Source organism: Dellaglioa algida (assembly GCF_030127605.1).
GTDB lineage: Bacteria > Bacillota > Bacilli > Lactobacillales > Lactobacillaceae > Dellaglioa > Dellaglioa algida.
The window spans coordinates 229,821-252,370 of the sequence record NZ_JANXLE010000001.1 but is presented as its reverse complement, the minus strand read 5'-3'; the positions used below and the strand labels follow the sequence as shown (position 1 = coordinate 252,370).

The 22,550-nt window shown below is 35.8% G+C and carries 19 protein-coding genes; 15 read left to right on the top strand and 4 right to left on the bottom strand.

What is annotated here, in order from left to right; all coding sequences use genetic code 11:
* The first annotated feature begins 9 nt into the window (after positions 1-9).
* The gene (locus tag N0K73_RS01095; protein WP_112251189.1) at positions 10-1,359 is read left to right on the top strand and encodes a serine hydrolase; all 1,350 of its coding nucleotides are present in this window, start codon (positions 10-12) and stop codon (positions 1,357-1,359) included.
* Positions 1,360-1,553: 194 nt separating this feature from the next.
* A complete protein-coding gene (locus N0K73_RS01090) occupies positions 1,554-4,328 on the top strand; it encodes a YhgE/Pip domain-containing protein (protein WP_284068593.1) in 2,775 nt (924 codons plus the stop codon).
* Positions 4,329-4,373: 45 nt separating this feature from the next.
* Here the strand turns inward: N0K73_RS01090 and N0K73_RS01085 are convergent, their stop codons facing one another.
* Positions 4,374-4,979: a TetR/AcrR family transcriptional regulator gene (locus N0K73_RS01085; RefSeq protein WP_112251191.1), complete on the bottom strand. Its 606-nt coding sequence runs from the start codon at positions 4,977-4,979 to the stop codon at positions 4,374-4,376.
* A 169-nt stretch (positions 4,980-5,148) separates the two neighbouring features.
* Here N0K73_RS01085 and N0K73_RS01080 point away from each other — a divergent pair, with 169 nt between their 5' ends.
* The 8 genes from N0K73_RS01080 (at position 5,149) to N0K73_RS01045 (ending at position 12,460) form a co-directional block, all read left to right on the top strand.
* Positions 5,149-6,579 carry a DHA2 family efflux MFS transporter permease subunit gene (locus tag N0K73_RS01080; protein ID WP_112251193.1) on the top strand — a complete coding sequence of 477 codons (1,431 nt, stop codon included), beginning with the start codon at positions 5,149-5,151 and terminating at the stop codon, positions 6,577-6,579.
* A gap of 95 nt (positions 6,580-6,674) precedes the next feature.
* Positions 6,675-6,911 (top strand): hypothetical protein, encoded by a 237-nt coding sequence (locus N0K73_RS01075; protein WP_057974657.1) that lies wholly within the window; start codon positions 6,675-6,677, stop codon positions 6,909-6,911.
* Positions 6,912-6,988: 77 nt separating this feature from the next.
* Positions 6,989-8,374, top strand: a complete 1,386-nt coding sequence (locus N0K73_RS01070; RefSeq protein ID WP_112251195.1) for a TrkH family potassium uptake protein — start codon at positions 6,989-6,991, stop codon at positions 8,372-8,374.
* 95 nt (positions 8,375-8,469) lie between these two features.
* A complete protein-coding gene (locus N0K73_RS01065; RefSeq protein WP_112251197.1) occupies positions 8,470-9,249 on the top strand; it encodes an AzlC family ABC transporter permease in 780 nt (259 codons plus the stop codon).
* 2 nt (positions 9,250-9,251) lie between these two features.
* Positions 9,252-9,584, top strand: coding sequence for an AzlD domain-containing protein (locus N0K73_RS01060; protein ID WP_057974660.1), 333 nt, complete (start codon positions 9,252-9,254; stop codon positions 9,582-9,584).
* A 126-nt stretch (positions 9,585-9,710) separates the two neighbouring features.
* Entirely contained in the window at positions 9,711-10,637 is a 927-nt protein-coding gene (locus N0K73_RS01055; RefSeq protein ID WP_057974661.1) for a hypothetical protein, read from the top strand.
* Positions 10,638-10,731: 94 nt separating this feature from the next.
* The gene (locus N0K73_RS01050) at positions 10,732-11,793 is read left to right on the top strand and encodes an ABC transporter permease family protein (RefSeq protein WP_112251199.1); all 1,062 of its coding nucleotides are present in this window, start codon (positions 10,732-10,734) and stop codon (positions 11,791-11,793) included.
* Between the two features lie 10 nt (positions 11,794-11,803).
* Positions 11,804-12,460 carry an ABC transporter ATP-binding protein gene (locus N0K73_RS01045; protein ID WP_318530524.1) on the top strand — a complete coding sequence of 219 codons (657 nt, stop codon included), beginning with the start codon at positions 11,804-11,806 and terminating at the stop codon, positions 12,458-12,460.
* A 103-nt stretch (positions 12,461-12,563) separates the two neighbouring features.
* Here the strand turns inward: N0K73_RS01045 and N0K73_RS01040 are convergent, their stop codons facing one another.
* On the bottom strand, positions 12,564-14,942 hold the full coding sequence (locus N0K73_RS01040) for a phosphoketolase family protein (protein WP_057974664.1): 2,379 nt from the start codon (positions 14,940-14,942) through the stop codon (positions 12,564-12,566).
* Between the two features lie 148 nt (positions 14,943-15,090).
* Positions 15,091-15,813, bottom strand: coding sequence for a GntR family transcriptional regulator (locus tag N0K73_RS01035; RefSeq protein WP_057974665.1), 723 nt, complete (start codon positions 15,811-15,813; stop codon positions 15,091-15,093).
* A 172-nt stretch (positions 15,814-15,985) separates the two neighbouring features.
* On the opposite strand from N0K73_RS01035, the gene N0K73_RS01030 reads away from it, so the two are divergent.
* The 3 genes from N0K73_RS01030 (at position 15,986) to N0K73_RS01020 (ending at position 19,009) form a co-directional block, all read left to right on the top strand.
* Complete coding sequence (locus N0K73_RS01030) at positions 15,986-17,062, top strand: AI-2E family transporter (RefSeq protein ID WP_057974666.1); 1,077 nt, start codon at positions 15,986-15,988, stop codon at positions 17,060-17,062.
* Positions 17,046-18,251, top strand: coding sequence for a MalY/PatB family protein (locus N0K73_RS01025; RefSeq protein ID WP_112251005.1), 1,206 nt, complete (start codon positions 17,046-17,048; stop codon positions 18,249-18,251). The genes N0K73_RS01030 and N0K73_RS01025 overlap by 17 nt, the downstream gene beginning before the upstream one ends.
* 71 nt (positions 18,252-18,322) lie before the next feature.
* Positions 18,323-19,009 carry a 2,3-diphosphoglycerate-dependent phosphoglycerate mutase gene (locus tag N0K73_RS01020; RefSeq protein WP_057974668.1) on the top strand — a complete coding sequence of 229 codons (687 nt, stop codon included), beginning with the start codon at positions 18,323-18,325 and terminating at the stop codon, positions 19,007-19,009.
* A gap of 135 nt (positions 19,010-19,144) precedes the next feature.
* Here N0K73_RS01020 and N0K73_RS01015 read toward each other — a convergent pair whose 3' ends face one another.
* A complete protein-coding gene (locus N0K73_RS01015; protein WP_112251003.1) occupies positions 19,145-19,819 on the bottom strand; it encodes a YoaK family protein in 675 nt (224 codons plus the stop codon).
* A 319-nt stretch (positions 19,820-20,138) separates the two neighbouring features.
* On the opposite strand from N0K73_RS01015, the gene N0K73_RS01010 reads away from it, so the two are divergent.
* Both N0K73_RS01010 and N0K73_RS01005 read left to right on the top strand, forming a co-directional pair.
* Complete coding sequence (locus tag N0K73_RS01010) at positions 20,139-21,143, top strand: agmatine deiminase family protein (protein ID WP_112251001.1); 1,005 nt, start codon at positions 20,139-20,141, stop codon at positions 21,141-21,143.
* Between the two features lie 227 nt (positions 21,144-21,370).
* Positions 21,371-22,543 (top strand): serine hydrolase domain-containing protein, encoded by a 1,173-nt coding sequence (locus N0K73_RS01005; RefSeq protein WP_112250999.1) that lies wholly within the window; start codon positions 21,371-21,373, stop codon positions 22,541-22,543.
* The last annotated feature ends 7 nt before the right edge of the window (positions 22,544-22,550 follow it).

Sequence of the window (22,550 nt, the reverse complement as noted above, 5' to 3'; positions counted from 1 at the left end):
AAAGAGAATATGATATTTTTAAAACGCACAAAAAAATTCGTAGTTGGACTTATTTCTGGTGCAGCGTTATTCACTGGTGTTTCAGCAATGACACTTCACGATGTTAAACCTGTATCGGCTGCAACAACAAGCTCAAGTGCAATTAATTTAACTGCTAAAGCGGCTTTAGCAATTGATGCGGATACCGGTCAAGTTATTTATGAAAAAAATGCCGATGCTGTTTTACCAATTGCATCAATGACAAAATTAATTTCAATTGATGTTATTTTGGATCAAATTAAAAGTGGTAAGTTAACTTGGGACCAAAAAGTGACTGTTGATGATGATTCTTATAAAATCAGTCAAGATACATCATTGTCTAATGTACCATTGAGTAAAACGAAAAAATATACAGTTAAAGAACTGTATGATGCTAGTTTAATTTATTCAGCTAATGGCGCCATTATGGCGCTTGCTCACCAAGTTTCGGGATCACAAAAAGATTTTGTGACTTTAATGCGTGCAAAAGTTAAATCATGGGGCATTAACGATGCTAAAATTGACAATGTCTCTGGGTTAACAAATAGTGATATTAGTGATGCAGATCGCTATCCTGGATCATCTGCGGCCGATGAAAATGAATTAACAGCCAAAGATATGGGACTTATTGCTAAAAACCTACTAAAAAAATATCCAGAAGTATTGAAAACAACAAGTATCAAACGCCAAGCTTTTGATAAAGGAACATCTGACGAAACGTTGATGGAAAACTGGAACTGGATGTTGCCTGGATTGGCTAAAGCTTATACTGAATTACCTGTTGATGGTTTGAAGACAGGGACATCTGATAAAGCCGGCGAATGTTTTACAGGAACTGTTAAAAAAGATGGACATCGTATTATTACGGTTGTTTTAGGTTCATCACATAAGAGTGAGACAGATGTGAGTCGCTTTACTGATACGCAAAAAATCATGTCATATGTCTTTGATTCATTTGATGTTAAAACAATCAAAGCGGGTACGACATTTAAAAACGCAGATAGTTTACCTGTCTTCCATGGTAAAGAATTAACAACAAAAGTAGCACTTAAATCTGACCAAAAAGTTTGGTTGAAAAAGGGCGAAACAGTTAAGAGCGTTGTTTCGGCTACGGTAGCGAAAAACACATCATTAGTTAAAAAGACTGGATTAGAAGCACCCATTAAAGCTAATAGTGATATTGGGACGCTTAAGTTAACTGGCAAAGATGGTGCATTAACTTATGTTGATGGGGCAAAAGCACTTTCTGTTACCGGAACAAATGAGAAGGCAATTGAAAAAGCAAACATCTTTGTTATTATGTGGCGCGCGGTTGCTAACTTCTTTAAAAACTTATTTTAAGCAATAAAAATCATCTATATCATAAGATGATTTTTTTGTCTTTATGAGTTAATAAGTTATGTAAAATTAAGAAAATCTTAAAAAAAAAAAAAATAGTAAAAAAAATTTGTCCTTCGTGGACATTTGATGTATATTATAACCTATCGATGAAACTTTATAGTAGACATAATTAATTTTAGGGGGCACCAATTTCAATGAAAATGATCAAGAATGAATTTAAATTTGTTGGGAAGAATAGACTAATTCTTATTTCAACAATCGTTATGATGCTCATTCCGATTCTATATGCTGCTTTCTTCTTGAAATCAGTTTGGGATCCATATGGTAAGACAAGCGAATTACCAGTAGCAGTCGTTAATAACGATAAATCCGTTAAATATAATGGTGAAACTTTAGATGTTGGTGATCAACTTGTAAAAGAGTTGAAGAGTAATCATCAATTAAAGTGGATGTTTGTTTCTGAAGAACAAGCAAAACAAGGGATGAAAGACAACAAGTACTACACAACGATTACGTTACCTGAGAACTTCTCTTCTAACGCAGCAACGTTGTTGGATACAAATCCTAAGAAAATGCAAATCACATATGATACCAATGCATCACGTAACTACATTGGTGAAGTTATCAGTGAAGCAGCTGCAAAACAATTAAATAGCCAAATTCGTGAATCAGTCACGGAATCATACGCTACAGCTATCTTTGGACAAGTTAAAACAATCGGGAAAGGCTTTAAAACAGCCGCAACGGGTTCAAAAAAACTATCTGATGGTACGATTACGTTAAATGATGGTTTAAATAGTTACATTACAGGTGTTGGCACAGTTAACAATGGTGTTCAAACATTATCAACTAGCGTTGTACCATTGAAGAACGGTGTGCAACAATTAACAACAGGTGCCGGCTCTTTAAGTGCTGGATTATCAAAATTAGATAATAGTACGGGCGCTTTAGCTTCAGGTGTATCGAAGTTAGATTCTGGTTCAACAACGTTAGCAAGTGGTGTAAAAACGTACACTAATGGTGTTTCTTCATTAAATACTGGATTGAATACATTAAGTTCAAACTTGAAAACATCTGCTAATGATTTGGACACACAGCTAAATAATTCAGAATCAAAAGATCAAATGAAAACTCTAATGGATGGATTTAAGGCGTTAGATTCTGGTGTATCATATCTGAATGATCAATTAAATGGTGAAAGTATGCCAAATATTGATGCTAAAAGATTAACTGCGGACTTAACTCAAATTGGGGTGAACACGCAGTTAGTTGGGGCTAAAGCGAAGGATGCAGGATTACAATTGAGCGCGCTTAATAATAATCTTTATAATACGGACAATCCTTCTAGTGCCGCTGTACAACTTAAAGGTGCTCAAGGTAACATGGCCGTATTAGTTAATTTCTTAAATTCAAATGATTTTAAGAAATTAGCAGCATCAAATCCGACATTAGCGGGAAGTCTTGTTAAGTCCGTAACTGATTTAGGTGGTAATTTAAAGACTTCAGGCGAAGATTTAGTGGCATCAGGTGCTAACGCATCAAAAATTAAAGATGACTTAACCGGTATGTCAGATCCATTGAACGATAATGGTACTAAATTAAAAGATATTCAAAAAGAATTGGCAGTCGTTCAAGGCTTGTTACCTAAACTACAGGAACTAAAAGACGGCGTTGCTAAGTTAGCCAAGGACGAACCTAAGGTGACAGCTGGCGCCACAAAGGCAATTAATACATTAACAGGTGGTTTAACAACTGTTAAAAATGGCTTAATGCAACAGGGAACGGGAGCGAAAAACAGTCCTATGGGTGCAATCCAGGCAACGGAATTACTAAATGATGGATTAAACCAAATTCAGGCTGGATTGAATGGAACAAGTACGGCGCCTGGATTAATTCCAAGTGTTCAGCAATATACTGCTGGAGTTTCGACAGCTAGTGCCGGTTCTAAACAGTTAGCAGGAAACAATAGCGCACTTGTATCAGGCTCAGGTCAATTAAGCACGGGTCTATCAACATTAGATGGATCAGTACCAGCATTGACATCAGGTATCGGTCAATTATCTACAGGTTCAAATACGTTATCAAATGGGCTAGTAACCTTGAATAACCAAGTACCAACACTTGTATCAGGTGTTGATCAATTGGCAGCAGGAACTCAAAAATTAGATGATAACTCAGCTAAATTGGGTGATGGTTCTAAAACACTTAAAGACGGAACTAAAACGTTAGCTACTGCTCTTAAAACGGGATCAGATACCGTTAACGGTATTAAAGCAACTAATAAAACAGCTCAAATGTTCGCTGCACCTTCAGAATTGAAACATAAAGATTATAGTTATGTACCTAATTACGGTCATGCTTTAGCACCATACGTACTTTCACTTGCATTGTATGTTGGCGCAATCGTCTTTAACTTTGCATTCCCAATCCGTAAAGTTTCAATGGAAGGTCAATCAGCAACAGCTTGGTTCTGGAGTAAAGTTGCTATCGGAACTGTCGTTGCTATTGGTATGGCAGTCGTTGAAGTTACAGGGATGCTTATGTTCGGCTTACAAGCAGACCATATTGCTCAAACTTACTTAATTGCAACTACGTTCTCGTTAACATCGATGTACCTCGTCATGGCGCTTGCTATGGCATTCGATAATCCTGGTCGTTTTGTGGCCATGGTTCTTCTGATGTTACAATTAGGTGGCGCGGGTGGTACCTTCCCAATGGAAGTTACAAATAGCTTCTTCAACGCTATCCATCCATTCTTACCAATGACTTACTCTACTTTAGGGTTCCGTCAATCATTAACATCTGGAATGGTTAGTGGACAAGTTGGAATAAGTGTTCTTATTCTAGCAATCTTCGCTATCGTCTCACTTGTTCTATTATGGGTTGCTATGCAAGTTCTTCAAAATATCGGACTTGCTGGTAAATCACAATTAGATGATAATCAAAAATTACAAGATTTAGAAAAATAATCATTAAATTAAAATAAGGTCGCTCAGAATTTATTCTGGGCGACCTTATTTTTTTTGTTGGGCTAAGATGGCTGGTAAAACAATCCGATCAACAATCCGAACTGCAAAATCAGTAACGAATTGTGGTGTCATATCATTGGGTGTCATCATTGCCTGATACTGTAATAAATTAAAAGGTAAAAGCTTAATATCCTCAGTAACAGTGTATTGAAGCTCGCCAGAGAGCTGGGCTTGTGACAATAATTGATCCATTAATGATAAGTTTTGTTGGCGCATTTGATTTGAATATTTTTTAACGGACGGCGTGTCTTGACCAAGTTCGAATAAGAAAGCACGCATGAACTGAGATGATGCATTGAAATGACTAAGTATTGAAATTAAATTATCACGTAATGTTTTATCTGAAAAATCAATAGTTGAATAATCGGAAATCTCATCTTCTGAGAAGTAATCAACGGCATCTAGAAGTAAATCAAATGGCGTTTTCCAACGGCGATAAAGGACGGGCCGTCCTGTTCCTGCCAGGCGAGCAACATTTGAAAAAGTGACATTTTCATAGCCTTCTTTATTTAAAATATTGATGGCTGATTGAAAGATATCTTTAGTTAATTCTTTTTTTGTCTTCCGGGGTGCTCTTTTTTTATCCGTCATTATCTTTAAATCCCTTCATTTTAGGTACGTTAAGTATAACATAGTTACATAATGTTATTAAAATAAATACAACATGTAATTAAAAGTTGACTTTGAGTTTACGTTGACGTATCTTATATTTAAGATACAACATGTACTTTAAATATAATTATTAGGAGATTTATTAAATATGAAGAATAAAAATTTGAAACTTGAACCAATTCCGCATAACTTGGTTATTATTGCGTGGATTATGGTACTTGGTATTATGGCACCAATGTTAGATTCCACTATGGTTAATATTTCAGTTAATCAGTTAAGTATTGATTTTCATGTCAGTTTATCAATTGTTCAATGGACGGTTACCGGATTTATTCTGGCTATGGGTGCTGCCGTACCATTTTCAAGTTGGTTAGTAATGAGGTTCTCTGGTAAATCTGTTTATCTGTGGGCAGAAGTCGCTTTTGGAATGGCATCTTTATTGGCGGGTATTTCTTGGAATATTAATGGTTTAATTATCTTTCGATTAATCCAAGGATTTGCTGGTGGACTATTAATGCCGGTGATGTTCACCTTGCTTGTTGATTCCGTTGGTGGTGATAGAATGGGACGAATGATGGCCGTTATTGGTCTTCCAATGACCCTTGGTCCAATGGTTGGTCCAATAATTGGCGGACTATTAGTTCAGTATCTCTCATGGCGCTGGATTTTCTTTATCAATGTACCGGTCGTTATTATAGCGATTATATTACTGATGCTTAAAGTGCCACAGGTTGCACCAAAAAATAAGTCTATAAAATTTGATTATTTTGGTGTTGTATTGCTAATTGCCATTTCTACGACAAGTATCTATGGCGTTGTGCAAGCCAGCACTAAAGGAACGTTTAACAATACGGCGACGTTATCATACGTTGGTACCGGAATCTTTCTAGCTATGATCTATGTTGGGTACGCACTATTGAATAGTAAAAGGGTCGTGATGCCTTTACATTTATTTAAACAACGTCATTTTTCTGGATCCATGTTAGGAATCTTTTTATCGGGATTTGTGACCTCTGGACCAATGTTACTTTTACCTCTTTTCTTTCAAGATATTCGAGGTGAAAGCGTAATTGTTGCGGCGGTATCTTTGATGCCACAATCAATTGGGATGCTAGTTTCGCGAACTGCAATTGGTAATTTAATTGATTCTTTGGGCGCTCGTTTGGTTACTATTATTGGAATTGCCATAACGCTCGTTGGGACTATTCCATTTAGTTACTTTGACGCATCAAGTCATTATTTATTAATTGCAATTGTCATGTTCATACGAGGAGTTGGTGGTTCAGCGGTAAAATCTGCGACGCAAGCGGATGCTTATGTGGGATTAAATAAAGTAGATTCAGCAGCAGCCTCACTTAGTTCTAATTTATTTCAACAAATTGGTGCTGGGTTTGCAACAGCCATTTTAGCGACGGCTGTCACAACCTATACGACGACGCATCATGTTGTAAATGTTACGCAGTTGGCTCAGGCGTATCACTATGGATTTATGTGGTCGGCAATATTCGTTGTCAGCCTTATCATTCCAGCTATGATGTTGAGTCGTAAAAGACAAACTGGCGGGATAAAAGAACTATAGATGAGTTATATTTGGTTAGCACTAATGGGTCGTAATCATCATTGAAAAGCGGTATACTGTATTTATTAATATTTAAAACAATAGGAGGCCAAATTATGTTAAGTCATTTTGATGAAAAAAATCTTGAAGTCAACGAAAAAGGGATTCCGTTCCCAGCTGATACACGCGTTAGTTTCGAAACTAACAACGAATTCTTTACTGGGGTCGTTGAAAAACAACTAAAAAATTCGGCTATTATTAAATTCGATAAGGAATTTATTAAGAACGAAACGGCTGAAGAATTAAAACAAAAAGTTGTCATTAGTTACGCAGGATTAGAATTAATTAAATAATTAGAATGAGAGGTTAGCGTGCGTACTTAGCGCTAACCTCTTTTTTTAAATTATACTAAAAAAAGGGGGATGACAAGATGAATAGGTGGATTCAAAAATATCTCGATAAAGCCAATCTGTTGGCATCCCCCGTACAAATTGTCGTGTTTTATTATTTGTCATTAATTGTGGTTACTAGTCTCTTGTTATGTATCCCATTTTTTAAACAACCGGGTGTGAATATCTCGTTTATTGATACGATTTTTATGGCCGTTTCAACTGTTAGTGTTACCGGATTGACGACATTTCCGTTAGAGCAAGTCTATAATCAAAATGGTATTGTTTTACTCGAAATATTATTTCAAATAGGTGGTTTTGGAATCACCATGTTATCGACATTTATCTTAGTAATTGCTGGACGTCGAATTGGATTACAGCAGCGCCGACTGATTCAGACCGATATGAACCAACCACGTTTAAGTGGAAATGTTCGTTTGGTTTACACGATCTTTGGTATTATGTTGGCAATTCAAGCTGTATTTGGCGTAATTTTTTCATGTTACCTGTACGCACGCGATGGATTTGAACATCTAGCCAAATCAATTTTTGACGGTTTTTATATTTCGATTTCAGCACTGACAAATGCGGGCTTTGATATTACTGGTCAATCCATTATTCCGTATTCAAAAGATTACTTTTTTTTATTTTTAATTATGATTTTAATTTTTATAGGTGGTCTTGGGTTCCCAGTTATCATTGAAGTATTAGCGTGGATTAAAATGACTTGGTTTAGGCCGGGTAATCAGAAATTTAGATTTTCACTGTTTGCAAAACTAGCGGGTAGCTTCGCGGTTGGATTCTTCTTCATTGGAACCATTCTGATATTTTTATCTGAAAATAATGGCTATTTTGCAAATAAAACGGTTATTGAGAAAACAATCACGGCCATGTTTTATAGTGTGACAACGCGAAATGCGGGATTACAGATAAATCAAATTGGCGATTTTAATACAACAACTTTACTGATTTTCTCTATTTTAATGTTTATTGGTGCCAGTCCGAGCTCTGTTGGTGGTGGTGTCCGAACGACGACAATTGGTATTTTGGGGTTATATTTACTCTCATTTATCCGGGGGCATAAGAACGTGAATGTCTTCAACCGAAGAATTCATGAAAATGATATTCAAAAATCGATTGTCGTTGTTAATTTGTCCATCTTGATGTGTCTGATGGCGGTTTTTATTTTAAGTATTACGGAAAACCAATCACTCATTTCGTTAATTGTGGAAGTAACCTCTGCCTTTGGGACAACGGGATTATCAACAGGTATTACTAGTTCGCTTAGCGTCATTGGTAAAATGGTCATTATTATCCTGATGTTTGTTGGACGTGTAGGGATGTTATATATGTTGATATTCTTCGTTTCGAAAAAAGATCGGGATGAAAAATACCGTTTTCCTTCAGAACAAATCATTATTGGATGACTTTTTGATTAAAGTTATTAAATAAAGAGTATTAAAAAACAGATGTATGCTATAATTTATACCGCAAAACCATTTTATATTACTGGAGGATTATCGTGAAAGAAACGGAAAAACGCTGGCTCACAGTCCTAAAAATTGCGCTGCCACTTTGTCTGAGTTACATCCCAATTGGACTCGCATGTGGGATTTTACTCCATGCGGCAGGCTTCAATACGATATTAGCAGGATTAGTTTCCGTGCTTGTTTTCTCAGGTGGTGCACAGTTTTTGATTGCATCTATGCTGACAATTCATTCGCCGATTCTTTCGATTGTTACCATGTTATTCTTCCTTGAATTGCGTTACGCCTTATTAGGTGCTAGTTTATCGCAATACATTCGAGGAACTAGTCGTAAATTCCTATACATATTTGCGGCATCACTGAACGATGAAAATTATGCAGTTAATTACTTAAAGTTTGCGACAGATAAAGAATGGAAACCAAAAGATGCCTTGATGGTTGAACATTACTCATTATTATTTTGGACAATGAGTAATGTTGTGGGTAGCCTCATTGGTGCCGGATTAAAAATTAATTTAAGTATTGTTGAATTTGCACTAACATCACTATTTATTTATATGATTGTTATGCAACTCAAAAATTACTTAACAATCCTGATTAGCGTCTTGTCAGGGATACTAGCAATTGTATTTATGACGTTATTTCAAAGTACAATGGGATTAGTTGTAGCAACGTTGTTAGCCTCTTTTGTTGGGTTCTTAATAGAGCACGAAGTCGTTAAAAAAGGTAAACGTAGCAAGTTATTGAATACGATTAAGCCAAGAGCAAGTCGACATACGATCAGTAGAAAATCTAAAGTTTCTGAGGAAAGTTAACTATGGAAATGACAACAATGGATCATTTTTTATTAATTATTTTATCTGCGTTTGTTGCATATTTACCTCGATTCATTCCATTACGAATTTTCGCATCTCGTGAAATTCCGGAATGGTTTAATGAATGGATGAAATATGTACCCGTTTCTTTATTTTCAGCATTAGTTTTTAAAGATCTTTTTATTAATTCAAGATTTCAGTTTGTTGGTGTAGATAACGTAACAAAGTTAATAGCAGCAGTAATCGTCTTTGCGATTGCTTACCGTACGCGGTCAATGGGTCTATCAGTTGTTCTTGGACTCTGTGCTATTATGTTATTGTCACTTGTTTTGTAAATATAAATTGAAATAAGAATTCGGTTTCATTGGGAAGCCGAATTCTTATTTTTGATTAGCGATTGAGCAATATTCCGTGATATAATGGCGTTAGTATAAATATGATAATTAAGAGGTGTAGTTAGAATGAAAAAATGGGTATGGGGAATAGTAGTGATCATCATTGTAGGTATGTTTGGTGGTTACGGTTTAACAAAACACGCGGAAACTGGAAAAAGTTATGATACAGCAATGAAGGACGGTAAAGCCGCAATCAAGGATGCAGAGTATGCTAGCGCTGAAAAGTACTTCGACATTGCTTTACAAAAGAAATCAAATGATGTTACTGCACAAGCTTATAAGACACAGGTAACACATTACAGGACTGTTCTTGATAAGGTTGAAGCACGCCAGTATGCTAAGGCAAAAGATGCAATAAGTGTTGTTTTAGCAGATCGTGATGCATCTACGGTTATTAAAAAACGTGCGACAAATTTAGAAAAAGAATTAACAACAGTTATTAAAAAACGTGAATCATTTACAACAAGCTATGATACTGCAAAAGATTTAACTGCAAAAAATAGTTATACGGCATCGAATACTGAGTTAGACAAAATTTTAAAAGATAGTGATATTGATAAAAATTATTATTCAGATTTTAAGAAAGAAGCAACTGATTTACAAAAGAGCAATGATAAGAAATTAGCAGCTATTGGATATCCAACAAGTAGTTCAACGAGCTCAAGCTCATCATCTTTATCATCAAGTAGCAGTAGCGTTACTTCGAAGCCTAATACCGATTCTGGTTCATCATCAGCGGAATTAACATCAGAAGAAAAGGATGATGCGGCGAAGTATTCTGGCTCAAATGAGTACACGACGAATTCATCGGATTATGTTGATGCAAGTAGTGATAAAATTACGGCAGCACGTATCAAGGAAGCACGTGACGCAATTAGATCTGCTGGGGTAAATCCTAGAGCGTTTAGCGATTCAGATGTTGCTAAAATTATTAAACAGTCTATTAAAGAAAAAACAACTGTTAAGGCCATTGCAGCACGTGATTACAAATAAAATACTTTTAAGAGCACGATCCTTGATTTTACTGGGGTTGTGTTCTTTTTCTTAAGTATTCATATGACATAGTAAAAAATTGGGGGAATAGGTTATGTACTTAGCTATTAAAGAAATAAAACATAATAAGTTTCGATATGGGCTTATTATTTTCACGATCTTTCTAGTATCATATCTCATCTTTTTTTTAACGGGTTTAGCATTCGGACTTGCGAATAATAATCGTTCATCAATTGATAATTGGCATGCAGATAATGTTGTTATTAGCCAATACGCGAATGATAACTTATCATCATCGGAAATTCAAAGTAACGCATTACCTGAAATTTCAGGATCAAGCTCTGACTATGCTTACTTAGGTCAAATGATGGGTGTCGCTAGTCGTAAGAATGAAAAAAAAGCTAATATCAGCGTTTTTGGTATTCAATTTAATAAGTTTTTGAAACCAAAATTAATTCAAGGACGTATGCCACAAAAAGCTAACGAAGTTGTTGTTGATAATGGATTGGAAGCAACTAAACTAGGTCAAAAAATAAAAATTAATAACGTGGATGAAGTTTATACGGTCGTTGGATTAACTACCGGGAACAAATATACGACATCACCTGTTGTTTACTTACGATTAACCGATTATCAGACATTGAGGTATGGACCGGGTAGTTCAAATAAAAAAATAAATGCGATCGTTTTAAAAAATTCAGCAGGTATAAAAAAAGAAACACAATTTACAACGTTAACAACGAATGAATTAATTAACAATATACCGGGATACGCTCCAGAGGTAAAAACATTTGCATTAATGATTGGGGCTCTTTTTGTTATTATTGCGTTTATCGTCGGTATATTTATGTATATCTTAACGATTGAGAAAACGGCTGTTTATGGTGTTTTACGGGCGCAAGGGATTTCTGGTGGAACCTTAGTTAAAAGTTTAATCTGGGAATCATCATTGTTAGGAATAGCAGGGATTGGGCTTGGAATTATTGCGGATGTGGCAACGGCATTGACGCTACCAGCCGCTGTACCATTTTTAAATAACGCGTTCTTAGTTTCTGGATTCTCACTTGTTTTATTGCTAATGATTATTCTGGGATCACTATTTTCAATTTCTAAAATATTACGTGTTGATCCGCTTGATGCAATTGGGGGTGTCTAAATTGAGTTTAATGCGATTATCGAATGTGTCCAAGATGTTTGGAAAAGGTGATAGTGCCAAATTAGCACTCAAAGATATTAATTTAGTTGTTGAACCTGGAATGTTTATTGGATTAACTGGTCCTTCAGGCTCCGGAAAAACAACGTTGTTAACAATTATGGGTGGGCTGCAGGGACTAACCGATGGTGAAGTTTATTTTAAAGATTTAGAAATTGGTAAATTAAGTGAAAAAGAACGCACGCATTTACGATTTAACGAATTTGGATTTATTTTACAAGGCTCAAATTTAGTTCCTTTTTTAACAGTTTTAGAACAGTTTGAGTTAGTAAGTAAAATGCGTAGTAAAAAAGGGAATAATGATCCTGAAGCAATGTTACGTGAATTGGGCGTATGGGACCAAAGAAATCAGTATCCGGCAAGTCTTTCAGGTGGACAAAGACAACGTGTTGCAATCGCTAGGGCATTGTTTAGTCAGCCAGAGATAGTCTTTGCAGATGAACCCACGGCAAGTCTGGACAGCAAAAGAGCAAAGCAAGTTGCTAAACAGTTGGCCGATATTACGAAGAAAACAGGTCAAACGATTATTATGGTTTCGCACGATGAGGATGTATTAGCTTATACAGATAAAACATTCTTTATGCGGGACGGACAATTGACGGAAGAATAGTAATGGATAAATTAAAAGACAGTATTCTTATTTAAAAAGAATGCTGTCTTTTAATTTGGAACAAAAAAAGAGACGCAATTGCGTCTCCCTTTAATTTAATAGTTTATGATCTTAATGATGTCCATTTCCAGTTGTTAACTTCTGGAAGATCATCACCATGTTCGCGAATGTAAGCTTCATGTTCTGCAATCTTAGCATCCATTTCTTTAACAAATGCATCACCCATAGCGCCTAAATGGCCAGCTTGTAAGACAGCATCTTTAGCAAGGTTGAAACGATCCATTTGGTTCAAGACACGCATATCGAATGGTGTAGTAATATCACCATTTTCACGGTAACCATGAATTGCGATGTTATGGTTGTGACGATCATAGAAGATGTCACGAACCATAGCTTCGAAACCATGGAATGCGAATACGACTGGTTTGTCAGTTGTAAAGTAGCTATCAAATTCTTCATCAGAGAAACCGCGAGGGTCAATCTTAGGATGACGTAATTTTAAGATATCTACAACGTTGATGAAACGAATTTTTAATTCTGGGAAGGCTGCGTTTAAAAGATCAACAGCAGCTAAAGATTCCAAGTTAGGTTCTGTACCAGCAGCGGCAATAACGATATCAGCGTCGTCGCCCTTAGCAGTACTTGCCCAATCAATGACTTTCAAACCGTTTTCAACAAGTTCTTGAGCTTCATCAGCTGAGTAGAATTGAGGACGTGGATGTTTACTTGAAACAACCAAGTTAATCAATTCTTCGCTTTGAAGTGTTGTATTCATAACAGCTAATAAACTGTTAGCATCAGCTGGTGTATATTCACGGATGAATTCAGGTTTCTTATCAGCTAAATGGCCAAGGATACCTGGATCTTGATGAGTATAACCATTATGATCTTGTTGGAATACAGTTGATGTTGCAATAACATTCAATGATGGGTAATGGTTGCGCCATGATTGTTCTTTGGCTTTACGTAACCACTTGAAATGTTGTGTCAACATTGAATCAACAACGCGTAAGAATGATTCATAACTAGCGAAGAAACCATGACGTCCAGTTAAGACGTAACCTTCCATCCAACCTTCAGCTTGATGTTCTGATAATTGAGAATCAAGAACACGGCCTACAGGACTTTGCCATTCATCGTTACCTTTTTTGATTGGTTCTAACCATTGACGGTTAGTTGCTTCAAAGACAGCATTCAAACGGTTTGATTTAGTTTCATCTGGTCCGAAGATACGGAAGTTTTTAGGATTTTCTTCGATAATATCACGAGCAAAATCACCGAAAACAATCATATCTTGTGCTGTTACAGCACCTGGAGTTGATGTATCAACAGCATTTTTCTTCCAGTCTGGCATAACTAATTTTTGAGGATTAATCCCACCGTTAGTAATAGGGTTCATTGCCATACGTTGGTTGCCTTTAGGTGCCATTTCTTTTAATTCAGGAATTAATTTACCATCTTTTGTAAATAATTCTTCTGGACGGTATGATTTCATCCAATCAACAAGTGAGTCAATATGTTCCATGTGACGTTGTGTTACAGGAATTGGCACTTGGTGAGCACGGAATGAAGCTTCGATTGGTTCGTTATCCCATTGTGCTGGACCAGTCCAGCCTTTAGGTGTACGGACAATCATAACAGGCCATTTAGGCATTGTTGCTTCTTCAGCTGGATGTTTGCGAGCTTCAGTTTGGATTGCTTTAATTTTTTCGATAGCAAGATCCATTTTTTTAGCCATATCAGGATGGATGATCTCAGGATCAGTTCCTTCAACGAAAATTGGATCCCAACCCATACCTTCAAAGTATTTCGTTAAATCTGCATCAGATTTACGTGATAAAATTGTAGGATTTGAGATTTTGAAACCATTCATATCAAGAATTGGTAATACAGCACCATCATTAACTGGGTTAATGAAGACATTTGAGAACCAACTTGTTGCTAATGGGCCAGTTTCTGATTCACCATCACCAATTACTGTAGCAGCAATGACATCAGGGTTATCAAGAATAGCACCAGCAGCATGAGATAATGAATAACCTAATTCGCCACCTTCATGAATTGATCCTGGTGTTTCGGGAGCAGCATGAGAAGCAACACCACCTGGGAATGAAAATTGTTTGAACAATCTTTGCATACCAGTTAGGTCTTGAGTTATTTTAGGATAGATTTCTGTATAACTACCATCAAGGTAAGCGTTAGAAACCATTACTTGGCCACCATGACCAGGTCCTTCAATATAGAACATGTTTAAGTCGTACTTGTTAATTGCACGGTTTAAATGAGCGTAAATAAAGTTTTGGCCTGAGATTGTTCCCCAATGGCCAATAGGGTTAACTTTGATGTCTTCAGGTACGACGTCAGTTTGTAATAATGGATTTTGTTTTAAATAAAGTTGACCAACTGAAAGGTAGTTTGCTGCACGCCACCAAGCATCAACTTTATCTAAATATGATTTAGATGAAAAATCAGTTTCTGTCATAGTTATACACTCTCCTAAAGGTTTTATTTGTTAAATTAATAACGCTTACTATATGACCATAATAACAAACATCAAACAGAAGTCAATCATTTAGTTTATTGGAACGTACCAATTTTTTTAAAAATTAAATAAAAAGCCGTTAAATAGGCTATTTAACGGACATAAAAGTATTGAATTTAGAGAATTTATAATGGAATCTCATGCTTGAATATTCAAATGGTGTGCCATCATCTAGGAAAAAAATACCGTCCATAATGCTGACTGGCTCTGTTGATTTTAAATCTAAAAGGGCTTGATCATTTTCGGTAGAAGGTTCAGCATAAATTGAAATGGAAGACTTGGTAACCGCCTGATTTTGAGCATCTTCTAAATAATTAAAAATGGATCCCTTAACGATAACTCGTGATAAATTGGGGACGATTTTGATGGGAATATAACCCGTTTCAATCATGAATGGCGTTTTTTCAAAAAGACGGAGACGAACAATTTTGTAAACAAAGTCATCCGCATTTAAGAAAAGGTTACGCTGTAAGTCTTCTGAGGGGGCAATTACTTCAAAACTTAACACCTTAACTTTGGGACTTTTTCCGTTCATTTCGAAACCATCTGTGACACCTAAGTTAGTTCCCGCATAATTGAAAACCGTTTTGTTTTTTAAATATAACGGGTTAATAAATGTCCCAGATCCTCGTTTTTTAAATATAATGCCATCACTGGCCATCTGACCTAGGGCCCGTTTTACTGAACTACGACTAATTTCGTAAGTCTCACTTAGACTACGTTCATCGGGGAGTTTCATGTCGGGGAATTCATTCGCAGTGATTCTTTTTTTTAGTTTACTAATCAGTTGTTTATAAATTAATTCGGCCATAAAATGGGACTCCTTTCGTAGCGTTAATAATCATAGTTAAACATAAGTTTTAATATTCAACAAGTCGATATTTTTTGAAATAGATTGATATTATGTAATTAAAAAGTAAGAAGTACAGACATTTCAGTGATTTTTTTGTACAATGAAGAATGTGATTAAAGGAGTGTGTCTATTGGAAATTTGGCAAAGTTTTATTGAAAATATTAAGTTACGTAGATTCGTTGTTCTATGTACAATTATTGGGGTTATTTTCCTTGCAAAAGATGTTATTAGTATTGTGTTATTAACGTTTATTTTTACATATTTAATGGTTAGGTTGATAAATATGATCCAGAGACATTTACCAATTAATAGCCAATTAATCGTTATTGGCGTGTATCTGGCAATTCTCGCATTATTGTATTTGGCAATTACTAAGTACTTACCAATTTTAGTTATGCAGACAGTTTCAATGACTCATTACGTGATTAATTTTTATCAAAATCCGGGTGATGAAACGAATGTGATGATGGAGTGGTTCGTTAATTCTATTGGTAAGTCTCAAATTATTCCACAATTAAAAAGTGGATTCACACTCGTTTTTAAATACTTAACAAGTATCGGATTTATGGCGGCAACGTTCTTGTTGTCATTAATATTAAGTTTCTTCTACACGATTGAAAAAGATCAGATGGCAAAATTCTCAAAAAACTTTTTATCAAGTGAGTTTGGCTGGTTCTTCCAAGATGTTTACTATTTTGGTGAGAAGTTCGTGAAGTCATTTGGGGTCGTGATCGAAGCCCAATTTTTTATCGCAACAGTTAATACAATTATTACGATTACCAGTTTATACTTTATGAATATTCCGCAGTTATTGCCTTTAGGAATTTTAATTTTCTTAATGAGTTTAATCCCTGTGGCTGGTGTACTGATTTCATGTATACCGTTAAGTTTGGTTGGGTATTCTGTCGGTGGTATTCGTGATGTTATTTATATCTTAATTATGATTATGGTGGTTCATTTACTTGAAGCTTATGTGTTAAATCCTAAGTTCATGTCGAGTCGGACAGAATTACCAATCTTTTTCACATTTGTAATTCTATTGGTCGGTGAAGAATTATTTGGGACATGGGGTTTGATTGTCGGAATTCCTATTTTTACCTTCCTTTTAGATATCTTAGGTGTGAAGTCGATTCCTGGGACTAGAGGACGGGGCGTTAAAATCAAAAGACTAAGGAGAGATAAGCAAACTGATGGCAAAGAAAAATAAATTTTTAGCTGAATTTAGAGTAAACAGAAAAAATACAAACTCAGTTAAGTGGGATAACTTAAAAGAACAATATGGTGACGATCAGCTATTACCATTGTGGGTTGCGGATATGGATTTCAAATCACCTAAAGCGGTGACAGATGCCTTAGTTGCCCGTGTACAACATGGTGTTTTCGGGTATTCAACAATTCCTGATTCATATTATGATGTTTTTTTTGAATGGCAGCAAACCCGTTATGGCATCGAGATGCATAAGGAATGGATGCGTTTTGGGACAGGGGTCGTTAATTCATTATACCAATTAGTCGATTTAATGACGGAGCCAGGTGACAATGTTTTAGTTCAAACACCTGTGTATTACCCATTTTATAGTGCGATTGAAGACAATCAACGACGTGTGATTCGAACGCCTTTAAAACATGAAAATAACCAATATGAAATGGATTTTGAGGCACTTGAACGTGATATTAAAGAGAACCACGTTAAGTTACTGATTCAATGTTCACCACATAATCCAGTGGGTCGCGTCTGGACGGAAAGTGAGCTAACACAACTGCTTGAACTATGTCGTGAGAATCATGTCATGGTGATTTCTGACGAAATTCATCAGGACTTAATTGTTGGAAATAAACCTTTTATATCGGCGTTATCAATAGATGATGGTCGTTACCGAGATAATATGGTTGTTGTTAATGCGCCATCAAAGACGTTCAATTTAGCTGCATTACAAAACTCACATATCATTATTCCAAATTCTCAATTACGTGCTAAATATGACAAACTTGTGAAACATTTAAACAAACCAGAAGGTAGTTTAATGGGACGAGTTGCAGGCGAAGCCGCCTACCGTTCAGGCGCAATCTGGTTGGATGAAATTCTAAGTATCGTCAGAACGAATTATTTAGAAGTCAGTCATCAGTTAGTTTCTAAATTTCCAGAGATTAAAATTAGTGAACTAGAAGGGACTTATCTGATGTGGATAGACCTTTCAGCTTATGTCAGAGCGGACAGAATGAAAGAATTTATGCAAAAAGAATGCGGCTTGGCCGTTGATTATGGTCAGTGGTTTAGCGAAGAAACTCCAGGGTTTATTAGAATGAATTTAGCGACGGATTTAGGGACAGTTCAAATCGCCGTAGATCAGTTGTTAAAAGGGCTCAAGGGTGCTAAACTGAATCACTTAAATTAGACTATTAATTTAGGTGATTTCAGTGTAAAATGTACCAGTAAACTAAAAATAGAAAAAGAGGATTTTATCTTATGGCAAAATTAGTATTTATTCGTCACGGACAAAGTGAATGGAACTTATCTAACCTTTTCACAGGTTGGGTAGATGTTAACTTGAGCGAACAAGGCGTTGCTGAAGCACAAGCAGCTGGTGAAAAGATTAAGGCAGCTGGAATCGAATTTGATCAAGCTTACACATCAGTTTTAACGCGTGCTATCAAAACGTTACATTACGCACTTGAAGGTTCAGACCAATTATGGGTTCCTGAAATCAAATCATGGCGCTTAAATGAACGTCATTATGGTGCTTTACAAGGCCAAAATAAAGCCGAAGCAGCAGAACAATTCGGTGAAGATCAAGTTCTTGTATGGCGTCGTTCATACGATACATTACCTCCACTTTTAAGTGCATCTGATGAAGGTTCAGCAGCTAACGATCGTCGTTATGCTGATTTAGATCCTAAAGCTATCCCAGGTGGCGAAAACTTAAAAGTTACTTTGGAACGTGTTATTCCTTTCTGGGAAGACGAAATCGCTCCTAAATTACTTGAAGGCAAAAATGTAATCGTTGCTGCACATGGTAACTCATTACGTGCCCTTACAAAATACATTGAAAACATTTCTGATGCAGATATCATGGGTGTTGAAATGGCAACTGGCGAACCAGTTGTTTACGATCTTGATGACAAATTAAACATCGTAAGTAAAATCAAACTTTAATCTAAATTTAAGACCGTCCTTTTGGACGGTCTTTTTTTGTGCAAAGCAGCCGGGGTGGCTGCGGATAATATTGGTGCAATAAAATTAGTCAAAAAAATAAGAGTAACTATCGGTTTCTTGATAGTTACCCTTATTTTATTTATTTTTAGTCGAATAAGTGAGCAAGAAAAGTGGCATTAAAAGAATTATTGATGACAAAACAATCGTTTTTTCAGCAAGATAAGGGACAACCGCGCCAGTTACAGCAGCGCCAACAGTAAAACTAGAAATAATCGTACCAATTTCAACTGCTTTAGTTCTCGCGACTGTATCGTGTCGGACAATACCTTCGAAGAGAGATTCAGCTAAGGTTCTAATATTTCCGGTCATCATAAGTGAGGCGAATGGGCCATTGTTGAGTCGTCTAAATTCTTGAAGTTGGGCTGCGGCCGCGATTGAGACGAGGGCGCTTGCTAACATGTCAGGAATAACAGGTGAAATAAAAGCGACTAATAAGAGCAAGATAATTTCAAAAGTAATAATTAGTTGTTTGCGTCGTACCAAGGTATCACTTTCAGGAAGCCTATTTTGAAGATAGTGCGCCAAAATGGTCCCCAGCATGAAGGATAACAAGGGTACTAAATAATGTAAGGCAGTGGAGAAGCTGAGCTGACCAATGTGTGTACCAAGTAAAATTAAATTCCCAGTTTGTAGCCCGGCAAAAACTTCACCGTGAACCAGGTAGGTATAAGCATCAAATCCGCCAGCAGCTGCTGCTAGAAAGCTGCTGAAAAGTAATTTTTCGTGTATTGGGGTTATCTGTTTCATCATTAAATTCCTTTCAGTATTCGTTCAATAAATTGAGTATAAGCGTTCCCAAAAAAAGAAGCGACTAAAAGGTCTTTCAGAGTTTCGCCAAGTAGAAACGTAAAGATGGAAATTTGAGTTGTTACTAAATTGAATCAAGTCGTCCCATTTATTTAGTAGGCATAGATATGGTCAGTATTTTTTTATAATAATTATATATTTATTATAAAAAGGCATGTCAAGGGGCAAAAAGATGAGGCGTGGCGGACTTATATATTTATTATAATTATATAAAGAAAAGGCGTGATACACTGTAAAAAACAGTAAAAGGGGAGCTAATCTTATGAAGAAAAGACGAAGAATATGGATTGGTATTGCAATAACTTTTACGCTTATCATAGGAGGATTAATAATGTGGTTTACAATTGGCAAACAAGAAACGAAACCGAATAAAGGTGGCGTCATTTTTACAGCATTACCTTTGAAGTCGAATGATTATTATCAACCGCTATACCAAGAATTAACTCAGTTCAGTAATCAATTTGCGAAAAAAGCCGAAGGGCAAGATTCAGTTAAAACTTTAACGAAGGACTCGAAAGTTTCAAAAAGAATTAATACGGACTATGATGACATTTGGTTGCGTGATGTGGCACCGGTAGTGGCAAATAAAATGGTAAAATTTCGCTATCAACCCTCTTACTTACCAAAGAAAGATGCAAAATATTTGGATAAGTCTTTCAATCGATTTTTGAAGCAAAATGAAATTAAGACAGAATCTTCTAAATTGATTGTGGACGGTGGAAACGTTGTTTGGAATAAAAAAGACGTTGTTGTAATGACTGATCGCGTTTTTGAAGATAATGATCAATTAACGGAAAAAGAAGTTATTCGGACGCTTAAAAAACAATTAGATGTTAAAACAGTGATTATTATTCCTGCTGAGGAAGAAGATGCTTTAGCACACGCCGATGGTATGATTAAATTCATTGGTCCTAAAAAGATGTTTATTAGTGATTTTCAAAAAGATACAGCATTTCAGGCCAAAGTTCGAAAGGCAATTCTAAAAGGGATGCCAGATGCTGAATTCGTTGAATTAAAATCGGCATATACTGAAAAGGGGCAGTACGATAAAGATATATTCTCCGCTAAGGGCTTATATATTAACATGTTGGAAACGGATAAAGTAATCTATGTGCCACAATTCAACATGAAACAAGATCATGAGATGCTAGAATTTATTCGTAAGAACGTAGATAAACCAGTTGTTCCCGTTAAAATTGGAGATATTTCAACAATGGGAGGCGCACTGAACTGTTTGACATGGTATTACCCACCGATTAAGGATTAATATGAAGAGAAGACTTATAAAGGTCAGCTATCAACTAACTTTTATAAGTCTTTTCATATTGGATTCATTTTTCTAGTCGAAATTAAAAAAATACGTTAATATAATATTTTAAAAGAAAAATAATTTTTTTTAAAGCTTGCTAAAAGTAACTATTAATTTTTAATAATTACGGTATAATAATAAAATAGGTTTTTTACAATTAAATAAAGAGGGATTTTACAATTAATATGAAAAAAAATATGAATGTATTTCTGGCCGGTGTTATTTTAGGCCTGATAGTTATGGGGATAGGGCTTCTAGTTATTTATAGGCCAATGATGCTCAATAAAGAAAGTCTTTGGAAAGAATCAGTTATTGCAAAATCAAATACCGAAATAAACGCCGCAAAAAAAACAAATGAAACATCAAAAAAATTAGATAAGGACCTTCAAGTTCTTAATAATGATTTTCAAAAGAAAATGAAACAAACTAATTTTGTTGGATCGTTTTATGGGGTTAAAGACAATGAAGAATTTACTGATACTGGTTTAGGCTATGCCAACGCTAGTAAAAAAATGCTAAATGGTAAAGATTCTATGTATAGTATCGCTTCTATTCAAAAAGTAATGACGGCTATCCTATTAGGACAGGCGTTACTACAGACAAAACACAACTTGGATGAACCGTTGAGTAATTTCTTACCTGATGTACCAAATGCGAAAAATGTAACTTTAAGATCAATGCTTCAAATGGTATCTGGGTATGGTCCTCAGGTGGCGCCTAAAGGGAAAAATCTAAGCGGGCAAAAATTATATGAATATATAATCAACAATATGAAAATGACTAGTGTAGGGACCTACAAATATGCACCCGTTAATTACTTATTGCTAACCTTTGTAATTGAAAAATTAACGGGTAAATCTTACGAAGACTACTTTAAAGAAGTTATTAAACAACCGTTAGGGTTGGCACATACCGATTTTCAACAAGATATTGTTAATAATGAAGAACGGGCAGTCGGTTATAAATCAAAGACTAAGGATAACTATAAGGAAATATCTGAGATGACGATGGCCCAGTATAATTATGAAAAAGGGACCGGCAATTTATTTATGTCGAGTAAAGACCTTTTCAAAGTATTGAGCCAATATTTAAAAGGGAACATAGTTCCGATGACAATGGTTAGAGAATTGAATAGACCAGAGGGTCAGACAACTTACTGTGGCGGATTATATCATAATGACTCACGTGTAACGGCACATGGTATGGAGAGAGGCTTCGAGCCCACCGTATTAATGTCTTATGATGGTAAAAGTGGGATTGTTTCTCTAGGTAACATGAAATTGAAAGAATACACTAATATGAAATCACTGATTAGAATTTATCCAACCTTGTTTAAGCAAGACCAAACGATAGCATAATCTTAAA

What these genes read in the sequence shown, in the direction of transcription:
- N0K73_RS01045 (WP_318530524.1), top strand. Translation starts at nt 11,804, where the DNA reads ATGCGATTATCGAATGTGTCCAAGATGTTTGGAAAAGGTGATAGTGCC.
- N0K73_RS01085 (WP_112251191.1), bottom strand. Translation starts at nt 4,979, where the DNA reads ATGACGGATAAAAAAAGAGCACCCCGGAAGACAAAAAAAGAATTAACT.
- N0K73_RS01090 (WP_284068593.1), top strand. Translation starts at nt 1,554, where the DNA reads ATGAAAATGATCAAGAATGAATTTAAATTTGTTGGGAAGAATAGACTA.
- N0K73_RS01015 (WP_112251003.1), bottom strand. Translation starts at nt 19,819, where the DNA reads ATGATGAAACAGATAACCCCAATACACGAAAAATTACTTTTCAGCAGC.
- N0K73_RS01020 (WP_057974668.1), top strand. Translation starts at nt 18,323, where the DNA reads ATGGCAAAATTAGTATTTATTCGTCACGGACAAAGTGAATGGAACTTA.
- N0K73_RS01055 (WP_057974661.1), top strand. Translation starts at nt 9,711, where the DNA reads ATGAAAAAATGGGTATGGGGAATAGTAGTGATCATCATTGTAGGTATG.
- N0K73_RS01040 (WP_057974664.1), bottom strand. Translation starts at nt 14,942, where the DNA reads ATGACAGAAACTGATTTTTCATCTAAATCATATTTAGATAAAGTTGAT.
- N0K73_RS01050 (WP_112251199.1), top strand. Translation starts at nt 10,732, where the DNA reads ATGTACTTAGCTATTAAAGAAATAAAACATAATAAGTTTCGATATGGG.
- N0K73_RS01095 (WP_112251189.1), top strand. Translation starts at nt 10, where the DNA reads ATGATATTTTTAAAACGCACAAAAAAATTCGTAGTTGGACTTATTTCT.
- N0K73_RS01060 (WP_057974660.1), top strand. Translation starts at nt 9,252, where the DNA reads ATGGAAATGACAACAATGGATCATTTTTTATTAATTATTTTATCTGCG.
- N0K73_RS01025 (WP_112251005.1), top strand. Translation starts at nt 17,046, where the DNA reads ATGGCAAAGAAAAATAAATTTTTAGCTGAATTTAGAGTAAACAGAAAA.
- N0K73_RS01070 (WP_112251195.1), top strand. Translation starts at nt 6,989, where the DNA reads ATGAATAGGTGGATTCAAAAATATCTCGATAAAGCCAATCTGTTGGCA.
- N0K73_RS01075 (WP_057974657.1), top strand. Translation starts at nt 6,675, where the DNA reads ATGTTAAGTCATTTTGATGAAAAAAATCTTGAAGTCAACGAAAAAGGG.
- N0K73_RS01035 (WP_057974665.1), bottom strand. Translation starts at nt 15,813, where the DNA reads ATGGCCGAATTAATTTATAAACAACTGATTAGTAAACTAAAAAAAAGA.
- N0K73_RS01010 (WP_112251001.1), top strand. Translation starts at nt 20,139, where the DNA reads ATGAAGAAAAGACGAAGAATATGGATTGGTATTGCAATAACTTTTACG.
- N0K73_RS01080 (WP_112251193.1), top strand. Translation starts at nt 5,149, where the DNA reads ATGAAGAATAAAAATTTGAAACTTGAACCAATTCCGCATAACTTGGTT.
- N0K73_RS01005 (WP_112250999.1), top strand. Translation starts at nt 21,371, where the DNA reads ATGAAAAAAAATATGAATGTATTTCTGGCCGGTGTTATTTTAGGCCTG.